At 61.7% G+C, this 17092-nt stretch carries 14 protein-coding genes and 3 tRNA genes; 11 read left to right on the forward strand and 6 right to left on the reverse strand.

Annotated elements, in window-relative coordinates:
- The first annotated feature begins 208 nt into the window (after nucleotides 1-208).
- Entirely contained in the window at nucleotides 209-1366 is a 1158-nt protein-coding gene (locus IB263_RS33090; protein WP_192439579.1) for a pyridoxal phosphate-dependent aminotransferase, read from the forward strand.
- A 113-nt stretch (nucleotides 1367-1479) separates the two neighbouring features.
- On the opposite strand, the gene IB263_RS33095 is transcribed toward IB263_RS33090, so the two are convergent.
- Nucleotides 1480-4284 carry a ribonuclease E/G gene (locus IB263_RS33095; RefSeq protein WP_192439580.1) on the reverse strand — a complete coding sequence of 935 codons (2805 nt, stop codon included), beginning with the start codon at nucleotides 4282-4284 and terminating at the stop codon, nucleotides 1480-1482.
- Nucleotides 4285-5055: 771 nt separating this feature from the next.
- On the opposite strand from IB263_RS33095, the gene IB263_RS33100 reads away from it, so the two are divergent.
- The 3 genes from IB263_RS33100 (at nucleotide 5056) to prfB (ending at nucleotide 10297) form a co-directional block, all read left to right on the forward strand.
- Nucleotides 5056-6276, forward strand: coding sequence for an N-acetylmuramoyl-L-alanine amidase (locus IB263_RS33100; RefSeq protein ID WP_051659335.1), 1221 nt, complete (start codon nucleotides 5056-5058; stop codon nucleotides 6274-6276).
- 338 nt (nucleotides 6277-6614) lie between these two features.
- Nucleotides 6615-9068, forward strand: coding sequence for a penicillin-binding protein 1A (locus IB263_RS33105; RefSeq protein ID WP_034795452.1), 2454 nt, complete (start codon nucleotides 6615-6617; stop codon nucleotides 9066-9068).
- A gap of 97 nt (nucleotides 9069-9165) precedes the next feature.
- A protein-coding gene (prfB, locus tag IB263_RS33110) for a peptide chain release factor 2 (RefSeq protein ID WP_110818441.1) occupies nucleotides 9166-10297 on the forward strand; the annotation gives its coding sequence in 2 pieces (ribosomal slippage) (nucleotides 9166-9234 and nucleotides 9236-10297; 1131 coding nt in all).
- 68 nt (nucleotides 10298-10365) lie between these two features.
- Here the strand turns inward: prfB and IB263_RS33115 are convergent.
- Both IB263_RS33115 and IB263_RS33120 read right to left on the reverse strand, forming a co-directional pair.
- Nucleotides 10366-10854, reverse strand: coding sequence for a hypothetical protein (locus IB263_RS33115; RefSeq protein WP_192439581.1), 489 nt, complete (start codon nucleotides 10852-10854; stop codon nucleotides 10366-10368).
- A gap of 102 nt (nucleotides 10855-10956) precedes the next feature.
- On the reverse strand, nucleotides 10957-11730 hold the full coding sequence (locus IB263_RS33120; RefSeq protein WP_192439582.1) for an NAD kinase: 774 nt from the start codon (nucleotides 11728-11730) through the stop codon (nucleotides 10957-10959).
- A 157-nt stretch (nucleotides 11731-11887) separates the two neighbouring features.
- Between IB263_RS33120 and IB263_RS33125 the strand changes: the two genes are divergently transcribed.
- A tRNA-Thr gene (locus IB263_RS33125) sits at nucleotides 11888-11963 on the forward strand.
- A 106-nt stretch (nucleotides 11964-12069) separates the two neighbouring features.
- On the opposite strand, the gene IB263_RS33130 is transcribed toward IB263_RS33125, so the two are convergent.
- The gene (locus IB263_RS33130) at nucleotides 12070-12396 is read right to left on the reverse strand and encodes a hypothetical protein (protein ID WP_200949988.1); all 327 of its coding nucleotides are present in this window, start codon (nucleotides 12394-12396) and stop codon (nucleotides 12070-12072) included.
- 27 nt (nucleotides 12397-12423) lie between these two features.
- On the opposite strand from IB263_RS33130, the gene IB263_RS33135 reads away from it, so the two are divergent.
- Nucleotides 12424-12897: a hypothetical protein gene (locus IB263_RS33135; RefSeq protein ID WP_210338373.1), complete on the forward strand. Its 474-nt coding sequence runs from the start codon at nucleotides 12424-12426 to the stop codon at nucleotides 12895-12897.
- Nucleotides 12898-13093: 196 nt separating this feature from the next.
- On the opposite strand, the gene IB263_RS33140 is transcribed toward IB263_RS33135, so the two are convergent.
- Nucleotides 13094-14035, reverse strand: coding sequence for a LysR family transcriptional regulator (locus IB263_RS33140; RefSeq protein ID WP_043614179.1), 942 nt, complete (start codon nucleotides 14033-14035; stop codon nucleotides 13094-13096).
- Between the two features lie 137 nt (nucleotides 14036-14172).
- Here IB263_RS33140 and IB263_RS33145 point away from each other — a divergent pair, with 137 nt between their 5' ends.
- Nucleotides 14173-14793, forward strand: a complete 621-nt coding sequence (locus IB263_RS33145) for an FMN-dependent NADH-azoreductase (protein ID WP_034795463.1) — start codon at nucleotides 14173-14175, stop codon at nucleotides 14791-14793.
- A gap of 160 nt (nucleotides 14794-14953) precedes the next feature.
- On the forward strand, nucleotides 14954-15214 hold the full coding sequence (locus tag IB263_RS33150; RefSeq protein WP_246811158.1) for a hypothetical protein: 261 nt from the start codon (nucleotides 14954-14956) through the stop codon (nucleotides 15212-15214).
- Nucleotides 15215-15413: 199 nt separating this feature from the next.
- On the opposite strand, the gene IB263_RS33155 is transcribed toward IB263_RS33150, so the two are convergent.
- On the reverse strand, nucleotides 15414-16289 hold the full coding sequence (locus IB263_RS33155) for an RNA methyltransferase (RefSeq protein ID WP_090294791.1): 876 nt from the start codon (nucleotides 16287-16289) through the stop codon (nucleotides 15414-15416).
- Between the two features lie 217 nt (nucleotides 16290-16506).
- Between IB263_RS33155 and IB263_RS33160 the strand changes: the two genes are divergently transcribed.
- The 3 genes from IB263_RS33160 to IB263_RS33170 all read left to right on the forward strand — a co-directional run.
- Nucleotides 16507-16591 (forward strand) — tRNA-Tyr (locus IB263_RS33160).
- 23 nt (nucleotides 16592-16614) lie between these two features.
- Nucleotides 16615-16688: transfer RNA gene (locus tag IB263_RS33165), tRNA-Gly, on the forward strand.
- 277 nt (nucleotides 16689-16965) lie between these two features.
- The coding region (locus tag IB263_RS33170) for a GTP-binding protein (protein ID WP_244520023.1) at nucleotides 16966-17092 on the forward strand (127 nt) is incomplete at its 3' end.

A 17092-nucleotide genomic window follows, 5' to 3' on the forward strand; every position in this document is an offset into this window, starting at 1 on the left:
CCGTGTGTCGTCCATCGCGTGTCGCCGGGTCAATCGGCTGTTCTGAGTGACAATAGGATTCCTCGTATCCGTAATATGCCGGCAGCATAGGGTGGGTGTCGCGGAAACGAAACGGCAAAATCGGCGGAAATACGGCACTCGCGGACTTGTGAAGGTCATTTTCATCGGGCAAAGGGCTGGAGAACAGCCGCATATCGAGGATTTTCCGTTGGTAGATTTGTCAAAACGCAGTGCCGTCGAACCTTTCCATGCGATGGACGTACTGGCGGAGGCGACCCGTCGCCGGGATGCCGGCCACCCGGTGATCTCGATGGCCGTCGGGCAGCCCGCCCACCCGGCGCCGAAGGCAGCTCTTGAAGCGGCGCGCAAAGCGCTTGAACATGGCCGGCTCGGCTATACCGACGCGCTCGGCACCTTGTCGCTGCGCACAGCAATCGCCCGGCACTATGAAAAGCGCCACGGCATCGCGCTCGATCCGCAGCGGGTCGCGGTCACCACCGGCTCATCCGCAGGCTTCAATCTCGCTTTCCTGGCCCTCTTCGATCCTGGCGATTGCGTCGCGATCGCGAGGCCCGGCTATCCGGCCTATCGCAACATCCTCGCAGCGCTTGGCCTGACGGTCGTCGAGGTCGAGGCCAATGCCGAGACCGGCTTCACTCTGACGCCTGAAAGTCTTTCGCGTGCGGCTGCGAGAATAGGCCGTCCATTGAAGGGCGTGCTTTTGGCGAGCCCAGCCAACCCGACCGGAACAGTGACGGGCAGGGCGGGCCTCAAGGCGCTGGCTGACTATTGCCGGGCCGAATCGATCGCCTTCATCTCCGACGAGATCTATCACGGACTGACCTTTGCCGGCGAAGAGGCAAGCGCGCTGGAGGTGACCGACGAGGTAATCGTCATCAACTCCTTCTCGAAATACTATTGTATGACCGGCTGGCGGATCGGATGGATGGTGCTGCCGGCCGACAAGGTGCGCGGCTTCGAGCGCATCGCCCAGAGCCTCTACATCTCGCCGCCCGAGCTCTCGCAGATCGCGGCAGAAGCAGCACTCAACGCGCATGAGGAGCTCGACCGTTACAAGGCCGCCTATGCCGCCAACCGGGACATGCTCATGAAGCGATTGCCGGAGATCGGCTTCTCGATCGCCTCGCCGATGGACGGTGCCTTCTACGCCTATGCGGATGTCACCCGCTTTACCAATGACAGCATGGCCTTTGCCAAGCGGATGCTCGCCGAGATCAACGTCGCGGCAACCCCGGGATTCGACTTCGATCCGCAGGAAGGGCACCGCACGATGCGCTTCTCCTATGCCGGCGCCGAGGCCGACATGGTCGAGGCCATGGACAGGATCGCGCGGTGGCTGGCGTGACGCTCTGAGCAGGCAGGCAGGGCAGGTCCCTTCTGCCATCCGCCCAAAGGAAAAGGCCCGGATCGCTCCGGGCCTTTCGTGTTTTCAGAGTTTGGCGCTGGCCGGGCGGCTTCTTAGAAGAAGCCGCGGCGCTGCCACCAGCCGCCCTTTTTGGGCTTGCCCGGCTCTTCCTCTTCGGGCTTCGTCGCGCTCGACGTCACCACCGGTTCGGAAGCGATTTTCGAGAGGTCGCGGTTCGCACGCACAGGCTTGGTTTCGGCAAGGTCGGCCGCAGCCTCTTCCACCGCTTCGACGGCCGGGTCGGCAACCGCAGGCTGGTCTTCGATCACTGCCTGGGCAACTTCGTCGACGCTTACTGCCGGTTCTTCAGCCTTGACGGCCTTCTTGCGGGTGCGCTTCGGCTTGGCAGGCTTTACGTCCGCCACCTCGGCTTCTTCGGCAACCACAGCTGTTTCCTCAACAGCGACAGCCACTTCGACCTCGGCCGCAACAGCAGGTGCCTCTACGGTTTCTGCTTCTTCTGCGCCATCGTCGCCGGCTTCCGCATCGGCACCGGCTTCAAGCTGGCCTTCGCCTTCGCCTTCGCCTTCCGGACGGTTGCGGCGGCCGCCACGCTTGCCGCGGCGGCGGCGCTTGCGCTTCTGATCGCCATCGGCGGTCGCGGCGTCTGCATCGACGCCCTCGTCATCGCCTTCGTCCTCATCGGAACCGTCGTCGGCATCGCCTGCCGATTCGGAGACCTGGAGAGCGCTGCCTTCGGCCTGCTGGCCGCCCTTGCCGCGCCGGCGGCGACGGCGCTTGCGCTTGCGTCCGTTCTGATCGTCGGACTGGGCAGCAGCCTTCGGCTGTTCCTGCCGCTGTTCGCCGGCAATTTCTTCTGCTTCTTCCTCGTCGAGATCCTCTTCGATCACGACATCGTCTTCTTCCTCTTCCGGCTCGAAGTGCAGCAGCTGTTCGATCTTGACCGGATTTTCGACCGGCTCGCCACGATCGATCGCGAAGTGCTGTGCGCCGACATGGGCATCAGCCTCGATGATGATCGAAACGCCGAAGCGGCCTTCGTAGTCCATGATCGTGCCGCGCTTCTGATTGAGCAGGTAGAGCGCGATATCCGGGATGGTGCGCACGGTGATGTCGTGCGTCGTGTTCTTCAGCAGGTGTTCCTCGATGCCGCGCAAGACGTGCAGTGCAACCGAAGACTGCGAGCGGACGTGACCCGTGCCGTTGCAGTGCGGGCAGGTCTGCATCGTCGATTCGAGCACCGAGGCGCGAATGCGCTGGCGCGACATTTCGAGCAGGCCGAAATGCGAGATACGGCCGACCTGGATGCGGGCGCGATCGTTCTTCAGGCAATCCTTCAGACGCTTCTCGACCGAGCGGTTGTTCCGCTTTTCTTCCATGTCGATGAAGTCGATGACGACGAGGCCGGCAAGGTCGCGCAGGCGGAGCTGGCGTGCCACTTCTTCCGCCGCTTCCAGGTTCGTCTGGAGAGCGGTGTCTTCGATCGAGTGCTCGCGCGTCGAACGGCCGGAGTTGACGTCGATCGAAACCAGGGCTTCGGTCTGGTTGATGATGATGTAGCCACCGGACTTCAGCGTTACCTGCGGCTGCAGCATGCGGTCGAGCTGCGCTTCGATGCCGGAGCGCGAGAAGATCGGATGCACGTCGCGGTAAGGCTGAACCACCTTGGCGTGGCTGGGCATCAGCATCTTCATGAAGCCCTTGGCTTCCTTGTAGCCTTCCTCACCGGAAACGATGATCTCGCTGATGTCCTTGTTATAGAGGTCGCGGATCGAGCGCTTGATCAGGCTGCCTTCTTCATAGACGAGGCAGGGGGCCGTGGAATTCAGCGTCAGCGTGCGGACGTTTTCCCACAGGCGCATCAGATATTCGAAGTCGCGCTTGATCTCGACCTTGGTGCGGTTGGCACCGGCGGTGCGCAGGATCACGCCCATGCCCTGCGGCACTTCGAGGCCGCGGGCGATTTCCTTCAGGCGCTTGCGGTCCTGCAGATTGGTGATCTTGCGGGAGATGCCGCCGCCACGTGCGGTGTTCGGCATAAGCACCGAGTAGCGACCGGCGAGCGACAGATAGGTCGTCAGTGCCGCGCCCTTGTTGCCGCGCTCTTCCTTGGCGACCTGAACCAGCAGGATCTGGCGGCGCTTGATGACTTCCTGGATGCGGTACTGCTTGCGCGGCTTGCGAACCTGGCGATCCGGAACTTCTTCCATGGCGTCTTCGGCGCCGACGGATTCGATGATTTCCTTTTCGCCGTCGTGACTGTCGTCGTCATCATCGTCATCGTCATGGCGACGGCGGCTGTCGACATCCTCGGAAATGGCGTCGGTATCGACCATGGCAGCCATTTCGCCGCCATTGCTCTCGTCGCCGTCGGTCGATGCAGCAGCCGCTTCTTCAGCGGCCTTGGCCTTGGTCTTGCGGGTGCGCTTCGGCTTCGCCTTCGGCTTTTCGGCCGGCGCTTCCTCTTCGACGACCGGTGCGGCGTCAGCGACGGCTGCGACCGGCTCGGCTTCAGTTTCCGCGACGACTTCGAGGTCTACGGGAACGGAAAGTTCGCTTGCCGGGGCAGGAGCGGTCTCGACATGCTCGATGTCGTCGTCACGCCGCGCTTCTTCGGCTTCGGCCTTCAAGAGCGCCTGACGATCGGCCAGCGGGATCTGGTAGTAGTCGGGATGGATTTCGGCGAAAGCCAGGAACCCGTGGCGGTTGCCGCCGTAGTCGACGAAGGCGGCCTGGAGCGAGGGCTCCACCCGGGTGACCTTCGCCAGATAGATATTGCCGCGGATCTGCTTCTTGTGTTCCGACTCGAAGTCGAACTCTTCTATGCGGTTCCCGCGAACGACAACGACGCGCGTCTCTTCAGAATGAGACGCATCGATAAGCATTTTCTCTGCCATCTAAGCTGTGCTCCTCGGCGCGCCAGCGGAACGGGAGACAGACCTGCTTCCTTAGGAAGACTGCCAAACACGTCGGAAGGTGCGCCGGATATGAAAGTTCCTGTTTGGCGCAGGCGATGGTGCAGCAGCCAGACGACAGCCGGAACATGTGTGTCCCGGGGCCGCGCTACTTCTGACCGATACTGCTGAGTCAACATCAATGACCAAACAAGAATGCCAATGTCCAAGGTCTCATGAAGACCCGATGAATGCGCCCGCTTGCGGGCGTCGGTGAAAAATCACCATCAAGAACTCCGGCCACCGCCGGAAATTTGCGATCCAGTGTACGGGGAGGAAATGCAGCGACGGCGGATGAACACTTGCGACCGCGGAATTGCGATAAGTTAACCGGTCAATCCGGTTCGACCGCACCCTGGCGCCAAGCTTTGGAGAAGCTCCGGCTGCCCGGTCGACTGTTCTATCCCGTCAACACTTTCTCCTTGTGACGCTTTTATGTTTTCTATGTCACATTGGCAAGGGAAAAGCCCGTGCCGCCACAATAATGATCGATTCGCTTGTCCACGTGGAGTAGGGCGATAAACGGTAAATCGATTGTCCCGGCGGGGCGGGGAAGATGATCATTGTCAAGCATTGGTTAACCATAAGGGTTCATTGATCAACCTGTGCGTCCAGCAGCCGTGCGTCGGCTGCTGTTTGGTTTTCTGAGAAAGTGGTGGAGAGCCCGAGGTGAGGCCTTTGGCAGTTTGTATGCGTGGTTCGCTGTTGTCGTTGATGTCGCGCACGGGCAGGCTTCTGCTCGGAGCATCGCTGCTTGCCGGCGGTCTTCTTTTGAACGTGCCGGCGGCGGTTGCCGCCGAGCCGGGTCCTTTGCTCGCCTTTGCTGCGCGGATCGCCGGTGACGATGCACGCACGCGCGTCGTCGTCGAGTTCGATCGCAAACCGGAATTCTCCCTGCACTACGTAGCCGATCCCGTTCGCGTCGTGGTCGACCTGCCGGAAACGGCCTTCGGTCTCAAGGCGGACAGTCTTGAACCGCGCGGCCTCTTCGATGCGATCCGCTACGGCGGCATGGGGGCGGGCAACTCCCGCATCGTTCTTTCGGCGAAAGGCCCTGTGGCGGTAACCCATGCGGAAGTCGTCGCGGAAGAGGGGGGCAAGGGCTACCGGCTCGTGCTCGATGCCGAGCGCGTCGACCAGGCGCGCTTCGATGCGCTTCTCGGCGAACAGCAGTGGACCGGATCGGTCGCCGCCGCCAAGACCGACAGGCCGGTTGCCGTCGCTCCCACGAGGGAAGGCGGGCCGTTCATCATCGCGATCGATGCGGGCCATGGCGGCATCGATACCGGTGCGCTCGCCGGCGAAACGAAGACGGAGGAGAAGCATGTAACGCTCGCCTTCGCGAAAGATCTCGTCGAGGCCCTGAACAAGGGCGCCGGGATCGAGGCTTTCCTCACCCGCGACAAGGACGTCTTCCTCTCGCTTCCCCAGCGCGTGCAGATCGCCCGCAACAAGGGCGCCCATCTCTTCATTTCGCTTCATGCGGACGCGCTGCGCCAGAAGGACATCCGCGGCGCGACGGTCTATACCATCTCCGACAAGGCCTCCGACCATCTGGCCGCAAGTCTTGCCGCCCGCGAAAATTTGTCCGACGAAATCGCCGGCGTGCCGCTTCAGAGCGAGCCGGCGGAAGTGGCCGACATCCTGATCGATCTGACGCGTCGCGAGACGCAGGCCTTCTCGGTCAACATGGCGCGCGCCGTCGTTACGTCCTTCGAGGGCCAGATCAATCTCATCAACAATCCGCACCGTTTTGCCGGCTTCCGCGTGCTGCAGGCGCCGGACGTGCCCTCGATCCTGCTTGAACTGGGCTTCCTGTCGAACAAGGAGGACGAAAAGCTGCTGCTGGATCCGGAGTGGCGCAAGAAGGTTTCAGAGCGTCTTGCGGTCGCTGTTCAGCGATACCGCGAGCAGGCCATCGCCAGCGGCGGCTGACGCTTGAAGGCAGGCCCGGGAACGAAGTGATTTGTGTCGCCCCGGTAACAGCGCTATGCTTTTCAACGGGATGCGCACGGGATTATCGCATAACAGCCCTATTTTACGCACAATCCGGGACCTAACCGGAATTGCGCCCGGATTTGTTGAGAAACGAGTTGAAGCCCGGAGTTCCCCGCCATATGAGGAGCCGGGCTAGGTAGGGCGTTGCGACGCCAGACGATTTCTCGTGAAAGAGTTTGGTCGGCCCGCTGTATAGAAGCCGGCAGGACAGAGCATGGACTGTCAGTCGGGCGGTTCGGCAATTGGACGATAATTAAGGTACCGGTATCTGACTGATGATCAGGCTGATTGGATATTTCTTCGGGATTGGCGCGTTTCTGCTGCTGGGTGTGGCCGGGGCCGTGGCGCTCTATCTTGGTGTCGTCACCAAGGACCTGCCGGATTACGAGGTGCTGGCGAAATATTCGCCGCCGGTGACCACGCGCTTCCACGCCGGCAACGGCGCGCTGATGGCGGAGTATGCCCGTGAGCGGCGTCTCTATCTGCCGATCCAGGCCATCCCGGATCGCGTCAAGGCGGCCTTCATCTCGGCTGAAGACAAGAACTTCTATCAGCACCCGGGCGTTGACATCACCGGTCTTGCGCGCGCCATCGCGGTGAACCTGCAGAACTTCGGCTCCGGCCGTCGCCCGGTCGGCGCCTCGACGATCACGCAGCAGGTGGCCAAGAACTTCCTGCTCTCGTCCGACCAGACGATCGACCGCAAGGTCAAGGAAGCAATCCTCTCCTTCCGCATCGAGCAGGCCTACACCAAGGACCGCATTCTCGAACTCTATCTCAACGAGATCTTCTTCGGCCTGAATTCCTACGGCATAGCCGGTGCGGCGCTGACCTATTTCGATAAGTCTGTGACTGAGCTTACCATTGCCGAGACCGCCTATCTCGCAGCGCTTCCGAAGGGCCCGGCCAACTATCATCCGTTCCGCAAGACCGAAGCGGCGCTTGAGCGCCGCAACTGGGTAATCGACCGCATGGTCGAGAACGGCTACGTCACCAAGGCCGATGGCGAAGAAGCCAAGAAGCAGCCGCTCGGCGTCAACCCGCGTCGCGGCGGGGCGCATCTCTTCGCCTCCGACTTCTTCGCCGAGGAAGTCCGCCGGCAGATCATCCAGAAATACGGCGACAACGCCCTCTATGAAGGCGGCCTGTCGGTCCGCACCTCGCTCGATCCGCGGCTGCAGATCGCCGCGCGCAAGGCGCTGCAGGCGGGTCTGCTCAGCTACGACGAGCGTCGCGGCTTCCACGGCCCGGTCAAGTCGATCGAAATCGGCGGCGATTGGGGCGAGCCACTGGGCGCTGTCGTTGCCTTCAACGACGTGCCGGAGTGGAAGCTTGCCGTCGTTCTCTCCGTCGATGGACAGGGCGCCGAGATCGGCATTCAGCCGGAGAAGGAAGCCTCGGGCAAGATTGTCGCCGAGCGTGTCACCGGGCATATCTCCGCCAAGAACATGCAGTGGGCCTACCGTTCCGCCAGCGGCGACCGCAAGTCGGCGAAATCGCCTGAAGGCGTCTTCGGCGCCGGCGACGTCATCTATGTCGAGCCACTGCCGGAGAAGGGCGAATACCGCCTGCGCCAGCCGCCGAAGGTGCAGGGTGGCCTCGTCGCCATGGACCCGCAGACCGGCCGCGTTCTGGCGATGGTCGGCGGCTTCTCCTATGGCCAGTCGGAATTCAACCGCGCGACGCAAGCGATGCGCCAGCCGGGTTCGTCGTTCAAGCCCTTCGTCTACGCGGCCGCCCTCGACAACGGTTATACGCCTGCATCGGTCATTCTCGACGCGCCGATCGAGATCGTCGCCGGTGGCCAAGTCTGGCGCCCGGAAAACTACGGCGGCGGCTCGGCCGGTCCGTCGACGCTGCGTCTCGGCATCGAGAAGTCGCGTAACCTGATGACCGTTCGCCTTGCCAACGACATGGGCATGAACCTTGTCGCCGAATATGCCGAGCGCTTCGGCATCTACGACAAGATGCCGCCGCTGCTTGCGATGTCGCTGGGCTCGGGCGAAACGACTGTTCTGCGCATGGTCTCGGCCTATTCCGTGCTCGCCAACGGCGGCAAGCAGATCAAGCCGTCGCTGATCGACCGCATTCAGGACCGCTACGGCAAGACGATCTTCCGTCACGAGGACCGCACCTGCGACAACTGCAACGCCGGCGATTGGCAGAGCCAGGAAGAGCCGGTTCTCACCGACAACCGCGAGCAGGTGCTCGACCCGATGACCTCCTACCAGATCACGTCGATGATGGAGGGCGTGGTGCTGCGCGGCACGGCTGCCGGCAAGATCAAGCTCGATCGTCCGGTTGCCGGCAAGACCGGTACCACCAATGACGAAAAGGACGCCTGGTTCGTTGGCTACACGCCGGACATGGTTGCAGGCCTCTATCTCGGCTTCGACAACCCGGCCCCGCTTGGCCGCGGCGCGACGGGCGGCAGCCTCGCCGTGCCGATTTTCAATGACTTCATGACAGAAGCAGTGAAGGGCACGCGCCCGAGCAAGTTCGTCGTGCCCGAGGGCATGAGCATGGTCGCCGTCAACCGCAAGACCGGCATGGCCGCCCAAGAGGGCGAGCCGGACACGATCATCGAGGCCTTCAAGCCCGGCACCGGCCCGGCCGACACCTTCTCGGTCATCGGCGGTCTTGACCAGTACGTGCCGCCAGAAGAGATCCTCAAGAACTCGCCGCAGGCGAACCAGGCAGTGACCTCCGGTTCCAACGGCCTGTTCTAATCCTTATCCCCTTCACGCGATGCCCGCCGCCTTTACATCAGCGGTGGGCATCGCTATTTGACGCTCACTTTCCTATCGGTTCACAAGAAGCAGGATCATGCGCAGCGAAATCGAGAACATTGTCGACGAAATCAAGCAGGCCATAAGCCTGCTGAGGAGGCATCTTTGACTGGGATCAGGCGGTAAGACGACTGGACTGGTTGAACAACAAAGCGGAAGATCCGGCGCTTTGGAACGACGCTTCGGAAGCGCAGAAGCTGATGCGCGAGCGCCAGCAACTCGATGACGGCATCAATGGCCTGCGCCGTTTCGAGCAGCAGCTCAATGACAACATCGAACTCATCGAACTCGGCGAGGAAGAGGGCGACGCCGCCATCATCGCCGACGCCGAACAGGCGTTGCGGGATCTCAGAAACGAAGCGGCGAAGAAGCAGGTCGAAGCCATGCTCTCGGGCGAGGCGGACCAGAACGATACCTATCTCGAAGTGCATTCGGGTGCCGGCGGTACCGAAAGCCAGGACTGGGCCAACATGCTTTTGCGCATGTACACCCGCTGGTCCGAGCGCCAGGGGTACAAGGTCGAGCTTCTGGAAATCCAGGACGGCGAAGAGGCCGGCATCAAGTCCGCGACGCTGCTCGTCAAGGGCCACAATGCCTATGGCTGGCTGAAGACCGAATCGGGCGTGCACCGCCTGGTTCGCATCTCGCCCTACGACAGCAACGCGCGCCGCCACACCTCGTTCTCCTCGATCTGGGTCTACCCCGTCGTCGATGATTCGATCCAGATCGACATCAACGAGAGCGATTGCCGTATCGACACCTACCGCTCGTCGGGCGCCGGCGGTCAGCACGTCAACACGACCGACTCGGCCGTGCGCATCACGCACATCCCGTCGGGCATCGTCGTGCAGTGCCAGCAGGAACGTTCGCAGCACAAGAACCGGGCGAAGGCCTGGGACATGTTGCGTGCGCGCCTCTACGAGGCCGAACTGAAGAAGCGGGAAGAGGCCGCCAACGCCGAAGCCGCGTCGAAGACCGACATCGGCTGGGGCCACCAGATCCGCTCCTACGTTCTGCAGCCCTATCAGCTGGTCAAGGACATGCGCACCGGCGTTGAAAGCACGGCACCGGGCGACGTTCTCGACGGTGAACTCAACGAGTTCATGGAGGCCGCCCTTGCGCACCGCGTCAGCGGCGGCGCGGATGCCGTCGTGGATGATCTGAACTAAGGCAGACAGCGGTCTGCACCAGTGCAATTGAAGAGGGCCGGGTGTTCGCATCCGGCCCTTTCTTTTGCTCAGTTGGAGGCACGCTCGATCTTGATGTCGCCGAGATCGTCGATGAGCACGGTCCAGCTCTCAGGCTCTCTCACCGACGGGTCCGTCTTCAGATAGACGGTCGCAAACATGCCGGGCTGCGCGGTGACACCGGTCGAGGTCTCCGGGCGGATGTCGGTGACGTAGGCCTTGAGCGCGGAGAATTCTTCGAGTTCCGCCGACGAAATCACCACAGGGCCGGCCGGGGTCGCTGCTACCTGCTGCAGATGGATCTGGGCGGTTCCATCCGCCTGGCGAAGCGCGATCAGCTTGTAGTAACCGCGCCGGGCGTCGCCCGGCTTCTCGGCGGCCGCGTTCGGATCGAGGGATGAAAGCGGCTCTCCGCTTTCCTCCCAGTAGCCGGTGCTGGTCACGAAGGTCGCCTCAGGCGGAACGATGTTGGCAGCCTGAGCCTTGGCGCCGGCACTGCTGAGAAACAGGAACAGCGCGAGGAGGGCGGATCTGTGCATTGGGTCGTCGTCCTTAAGGCGGCGGCTCGGTTGCCGTTTGCTGCGGGCCGGCGGAAACCTGGCCGGCATGATGATACCATAGGTCGCGCGGAGAACGTGCGCTCAGTTCGAAAACTGCTCGGCGAGGATGCGATCCGACCAGGAATGATCGGGATCCGAGAGGATGCGCGCCGTCATGTTTTCCGATTCGGCGATCTTCACCTTGACCACGGACTTCACTTCCTGATGGTCGGCCACCGCGTTTACCGGCCGCTTGTCGGCCTCAAGGATTTCGATCTCGACTGTGACATGGTTCGGCAGAAGCGCGCCACGCCAGCGGCGCGGGCGGAAGGCACTGACTGGGGTCATCGCCAGAAGCGGGGCCTCGAGCGGCAGGATCGGCCCGTGGGCGGAGAGATTGTAGGCGGTGGAGCCGGCAGGGGTGGCGACCAGCAAGCCGTCGCAAGTCAACTCCTCCAGCCTTGTCTTGCCATCGATCAGGACGCGGAGCTTCGCCGCCTGGTAGGACTGGCGGAAAAGGTAGACCTCGTTGATCGCAAGTGCCGTGAAGCTCTCGCCATAGACGTCGGTCGTCTGCATCTCCAGCGGATGAAACGCGTTCTCGACTGCCTGGCAGATGCGGTCCGTCAGGTTCTCGGTGCTGTAGCGGTTCATCAGGAACCCGACCGAGCCACGGTTCATGCCGTAGACCAGCTTGCCGCTGTTCATGGTCTGATGCAGCGTCTGCAGCATGAAGCCGTCGCCGCCAAGCGCGACGATCACATCGGCCTTCGACGGATCATGGTCGCCATAGATCGTCTTGAGATCAGCCGCAGCCTTTTGTGCCTCTTCCGCGGACGAGGCGAGAAAGGCTAGGGAAGTGAACGTTCGGGCCATGAAACTCTAGTCCGCTCGATATGTTATGCGCCGCCAGCGGCAATCTCTCTCTGTCGTTTCTGGCATGGCCCGGAACCGAACGCATCTGAAAAATTGGGAGAATTCGCAATTTTGCTTTACACCACATGAGATTATGGTAACTCCCACCAAAGCAAGTGCCCTTATAGCTCAGTTGGTAGAGCGGCTGATTTGTAATCAGTAGGTCGGGAGTTCGAGTCTCTCTGGGGGCACCACTTCATTTCTTCCCCATTGTTTTTTCCGAATTTTTGGCGGCTATTCGAGCCGGAATTTCAGGTTCGGCGTGTTGCCGCGGGTACACCGTCGGCGCAAAGCGAGCAGTTAGTCACGCATCGCAAAGATGGCCATGAACACTGGTGTGCCGATCAGAACGCCGGCAATCGAAAATAGCGGCCCATAGATCAGCGCGCTCAGCGGTATGCCGGCGATGCATACCGCAATGCCATCCTTCAGGCAGTTGTACGGCCCGCCCTCGAATATGCCGTAGACGGGTAGGAACAGCCCCGCGACGATAAGGCTGACAAGGAACGCCAGGACGGCGGAGATGATCAGTCTTCCAAGAGTTCTCATCCTCCTGAAATATAGGGAATCAGTGGTTTCGGCCACCGCCGATTGTTTCTCCAGCGCCGATGAACGGAGGACGAGCATTCGTCAGCTGGCTCTCTTGGAAAGGTCTTGGTCATCGAACACGTTCTTTCGGCTGCCGCCAAAAGCAGCCTTACCAACCCCGCGGCACTGGCGCCGGTCAGATGGGCGGTCGTTCTGCTTTGTGGGTTTGTCGTCTGGAGCCCTGCCAGCGCGCAGGAGGGATCCGATTGGACTGAGATGAGTTCGAGCGCGACCCAAGTTTCCGGTTTGGGGGCGGTCCGCTATTCCGTGGGATACAGCAACATCGGTTATGACCACTTTCGTTCGGAGATCGTGGTTGAGTGGCGTGATGGCGGTAAGCGGACGCAGACGATCTACGAAGGCATCTATGACAATCCCCCTGCGAAGGTCTGGGGTGCTAAAGGCCTTCTCTGCGTTTCGATGGAGGCTTGCGCGCGATCGACGAACGCCTGCACAGTGGAGGTGATCGCCTATCGATATGACGTCGGCGCCAAGTCTTTTGCCGAGCTTGCAGACGGCGGCGAGCTTTGCCGCCGATGAGATGCGGAGCCTTGGTCGGAGTAAGCGGTCAACGCTCGATCGATCACCGGCTCCCGCATCGCTTGGTCCGGCGCTCTCCGTGCGTCTCGAGATCGTGACGCCGGTGCAGTCCGAGCAATGGTTCACGATTCGCGATCCCGACGGCAACGTGCTGATGATCTGCCGCTGCTGATCGGAAAAGCCGCGCCGTGCGGCATCAGATGTCGAAGGACGGCCCCATGCGCACAGGAACCTCGCGGCATTTCTGCAGGGCGTTGAGCAGGTTTTCGGCGAGATAGTCGATCAGCGCCCGCGTCGCCGGCAACATGCCCTGGCGGGACGGGAAGACGAGGTGCACGACGACGTCGTTCGACGTCCATTCCGGCAGCACCGGCGCAAGGACGCCGGCGCGGAAAGCGCGCTCGCAGATATGGTCAGGCAAGAGGGCGACCCCCATGCCTTCGATCGCGGCGCGTTCGAGAATCAGGAAATCGCTGCAGCCGACGATCGGACGATGGGTGATTTCCGTCGTGTTGCCATCGATCGAAACCAGCCGCCAGACATCGGTCGGGTGCTGTTCGTTCATCGACAGCGTCGCCTGCTGGCTGAGGTTCTCGATCGTGATCTCGCCGGAGCGGGCGAGGAAGGTGGGGCTGGCTGCAAGCCGCTCGCGAACCTCGCCGAACTTGCGGATGATGAGTTGGTTGTCCGTATCGAGCTGCCCGCGGGCACGCAGCGCCACGTCGACCCGCTCTTCTATCAGATCGATGCGACGGTTGGTGGCGGTGATCAGCAGGCGGACGCCGGGGTAGCGGCGGTGAAACGCCGGCAGGATGTCGGCAAGCATAGGGGTGAAACCGAGCGGGCAGGCGAGCCGCACCGTGCCCGAGGGCTCGGCGCGCACGGCGGCGATCTCGGCTTCGGCGGCAGCCACCCCGTCGAGAAGGCTCTGGCAATGCTCATAGAAGACCCGGCCGATATCGGTGACACGCAGCTTGCGGGTCGAGCGCTCCAGCAACCGCACACCGAGCTGCTCCTCCAGGCGGGCCACATGTTTGCTGAGCTTGGATTTGGGTATATTGAGGTCCCGTGCCGCAGCACTGAAGCCGTTGTTTCGCACGACGGCGGCAAAAAGCCCGAGGTCGTTCAGATCCTGCATTGTCCTGTCTCCGAGGTGCGGATGATGGGTATGATTGTTTCCGTCTGGAAACAGTATGTCAAATATCCGCTGGCTTATCGGGCCATTGTTTTCCCCTCATATGTGGATCACCGCAACGTAAACACAAAGGTGTTCCCATGAACGTTCTTCATATCGACTCCGGTATCCTTGGCGACCACTCGGTTTCCCGCCGTCTGACGGCCGCCCTTGCCGCCCAGGTCAAGGCTGACCGCCCGGATGCGCAGGTGACCTATCGCGACCTCGCTGCCAGCTCGCTGCCCCATCTGACCGGCGCCCAGATCATGGCCCCGGCCGACCTCGAAGGCGTCGACGCGGGTCTCGCTGCCGACGTCAAGCTTGGCCGCGACATGCTGGAAGAATTCCTCGCCGCCGACACCGTCATCATCGGCGCTCCGATGTACAACTTCGGCATTCCGAGCCAGCTGAAGGCCTGGATCGATCGCATCGCCGTCTCCGGCAAGACTTTCCGCTACACCGAGAATGGTCCGGAAGGCCTCGCCAAGGGCAAGAAGATCATCGTCGCCTCGACCCGCGGCGGCCACTACTCCGCCGGCCCGGCAGCCGTCATGGATCACCAGGAATCTTACCTGAAGACGGTCTTCGGTTTCCTTGGCATCACCGATGTCGAATTCGTGCGCGCCGAAGGCCTGAACCTCAGCGCCGACAGCAAGCAGTTTGCGATCGCCGAGGCCGAAAAGACCATCTCCGAAGGCAGCGTGCTTCGCCTGGCGAGCTAAGACCAAATTCAGCGGATCACCGAGGTGATCCGGTGGGAGGGGCGTATGCCCCACGTGCGGACAATGCCGGTTGCGCAAGCAGCCGGCATTGTCCGTTTTCGAATATCGATATCTGCTTTATAATGCCCTCATGATGGATGGGCGGACGATCCTTTGGGGCATGACCGCTGCGGTGGCCTTTTTGCTCGCCGCCGAGGCGACCCTTGCTGCGCCGCCGGATCATGGCTGCACCTGCCGCAATCGAGACGGTTCCAAATACGAACTTGGGCAGGTCGCTTGCCTGCGTGTCGACGGCAACGCCTATCTCGCGCGCTGCGAGATGAACCTCAACGTCACGACCTGGAAGAAACTGCGTGAAGGCTGCCCTACGGCTGGCATGAGCACACCGGGTAGCCTTGCCGTGCAATCGATCCGTTTCTGACGCGGAAGAGCGGCTTGCCGTCCTCATTCCGATCTTTTTCGAAACTGCACGGCGCAGCGCTCCGCGATCCCACCGGAGCGGAAATTTCCACAGGCGCTATTTCGCGTTACCGCCTCGGCTTTGGCGCCGTTGTCTGTGAGCTGCGGAGGATGCGGCCGCCGTGTTTTTGCGGTGAGGCCGCCCGGAACACCTGGTGATGTCAGCGCTTCAGATGCTGGCGCGCCGCATACATCGCGATCGCCGCTGCGTTCGATACGTTCAGCGACTTTATTGCGCCGGGCATGTCGAGCCGGGCAAGATCGTTGACGATCGAGCGGGTCTTCTGCCTAAGCCCCTTGCCCTCTGAGCCGAGAACGAGGGCGATCTTTTCGCCGCTGAATGTCCCTTCCAGCGGCTGCGGCCCTTCCGAATCAAGTCCGATCGTCTGGAAGCCCAGCCGATGCAGTTCCTCGATGGCATCGCCAAGGTTGGTGATCTGGATATAGGGGATCATCTCAAGCGCGCCGGAGGCCGATTTGGCGAGCACGCCCGATTCGGTCGGGCTGTGGCGCATGGTGGTGATCAGCGCGCCGGCATCGAAGGCGACGGCCGAGCGCATGATGGCGCCGACATTGTGCGGATCGGTCACCTGGTCGAGCACGAGAATCAGCGGGCAGTCGCGCAGAGCCTCGAGCCGGCGATGCGGCAGCGGGCGGGTCTCGAGCATCACGCCCTGGTGGATCGCGTCGGGACCGAGAATCTTGTCGAGATCCTGCGGCGTCACCGTTTCGACCGGGAAGGGCAGCGCCGAAAGCTCGCCGAGTTCCAGGCGGGCGGCCGCGTTCGGCGTAACGCTGAGGCGGATGACCGCGCGCGCCGGATTGTCCAGCGCCGCGCGAACCGTGTGCAGGCCATAGAGCAGAACCTGTTCGGGCGAGAGCGGCTGCGGCTTCCAGTCGGCCGGCGCCTTGCGGCGCTTGTCCTCTCTTGGCGTGGGGATTTCGCCACGTTCCCGCTTGGCGTCGCGATGCGCGCGCCGAAGGTTGGCGTAATGGGTGTCCTTGGCGCTCTTGTCGCCGGTGCGATCTTTGCTCATTGGCGTCTTATAGAGAGGTTGCGCGTGGGGCGAAACGGTTTTCAGCGCCGGGTCCATTTTTACGGCTGTGGAGAAAATCGGAAATTTTCCACTGACCCGTGTTGACAGGACGAAACGGGGCAGTCATATACCCGGCCACAGATCGAGAGCGGCACGGCCAAGTCGCTGGTTGTCTCACGATCTCAAATGCTTGGTCGAAAGATCCCGACAGAATAATGGAGGGATGCCCGAGTGGTTAAAGGGGACGGACTGTAAATCCGTTGGCTCAGCCTACGTTGGTTCAAATCCAACTCCCTCCACCATTCTGCTTCTGGATCGAAGGCCCGCGGGTATAGCTCAATGGTAGAGCAGCAGCCTTCCAAGCTGAATACGCGGGTTCGATTCCCGCTACCCGCTCCAATAGCGGCTTCCTCCTTCTTTTCAAATTAATGTAGCAAGTCAACGTTCATCGCTAAGCGTTTGAATGTTTTGCTGCGGCTACGATTCGTAGCTCGATAGCACCGAATCTTGTAGCGGCGTCGCGCGCTTCTTATATATCGGCAGGAAAAGGCCAGCGGCGGCCGGTCCGGGCGCGCGCAATTAAGTCTTGCGCAAATCCCCTGAAACCCTTAAACGGCTCCACAAACCGGCCCTGCCGGCTGATCATTATTCATACTTGACCACAGGAAACGTACCCATGGCAAAGAGCAAATTTGAGCGCAACAAGCCGCACGTTAACATTGGCACGATTGGCCACGTTGACCATGGCAAGACGTCGCTGACCGCAGCGATCACGAAGTACTTCGGCGAGTTCAAGGCGTACG

The organism is Ensifer sp. ENS03 (assembly GCF_014852035.1).
GTDB lineage: Bacteria > Pseudomonadota > Alphaproteobacteria > Rhizobiales > Rhizobiaceae > Ensifer > Ensifer adhaerens.

Coding starts and splice junctions, on each gene's coding strand:
- IB263_RS33095 (WP_192439580.1), bottom strand. CDS start 4,284: ATGGCAGAGAAAATGCTTATCGATGCGTCTCATTCTGAAGAGACGCGC.
- IB263_RS33100 (WP_051659335.1), top strand. CDS start 5,056: ATGTCGCGCACGGGCAGGCTTCTGCTCGGAGCATCGCTGCTTGCCGGC.
- IB263_RS33105 (WP_034795452.1), top strand. CDS start 6,615: ATGATCAGGCTGATTGGATATTTCTTCGGGATTGGCGCGTTTCTGCTG.
- IB263_RS33115 (WP_192439581.1), bottom strand. CDS start 10,854: ATGCACAGATCCGCCCTCCTCGCGCTGTTCCTGTTTCTCAGCAGTGCC.
- IB263_RS33120 (WP_192439582.1), bottom strand. CDS start 11,730: ATGGCCCGAACGTTCACTTCCCTAGCCTTTCTCGCCTCGTCCGCGGAA.
- IB263_RS33130 (WP_200949988.1), bottom strand. CDS start 12,396: ATGCTCGTCCTCCGTTCATCGGCGCTGGAGAAACAATCGGCGGTGGCC.
- IB263_RS33140 (WP_043614179.1), bottom strand. CDS start 14,035: ATGCAGGATCTGAACGACCTCGGGCTTTTTGCCGCCGTCGTGCGAAAC.
- IB263_RS33145 (WP_034795463.1), top strand. CDS start 14,173: ATGAACGTTCTTCATATCGACTCCGGTATCCTTGGCGACCACTCGGTT.
- IB263_RS33150 (WP_246811158.1), top strand. CDS start 14,954: ATGACCGCTGCGGTGGCCTTTTTGCTCGCCGCCGAGGCGACCCTTGCT.
- IB263_RS33155 (WP_090294791.1), bottom strand. CDS start 16,289: ATGAGCAAAGATCGCACCGGCGACAAGAGCGCCAAGGACACCCATTAC.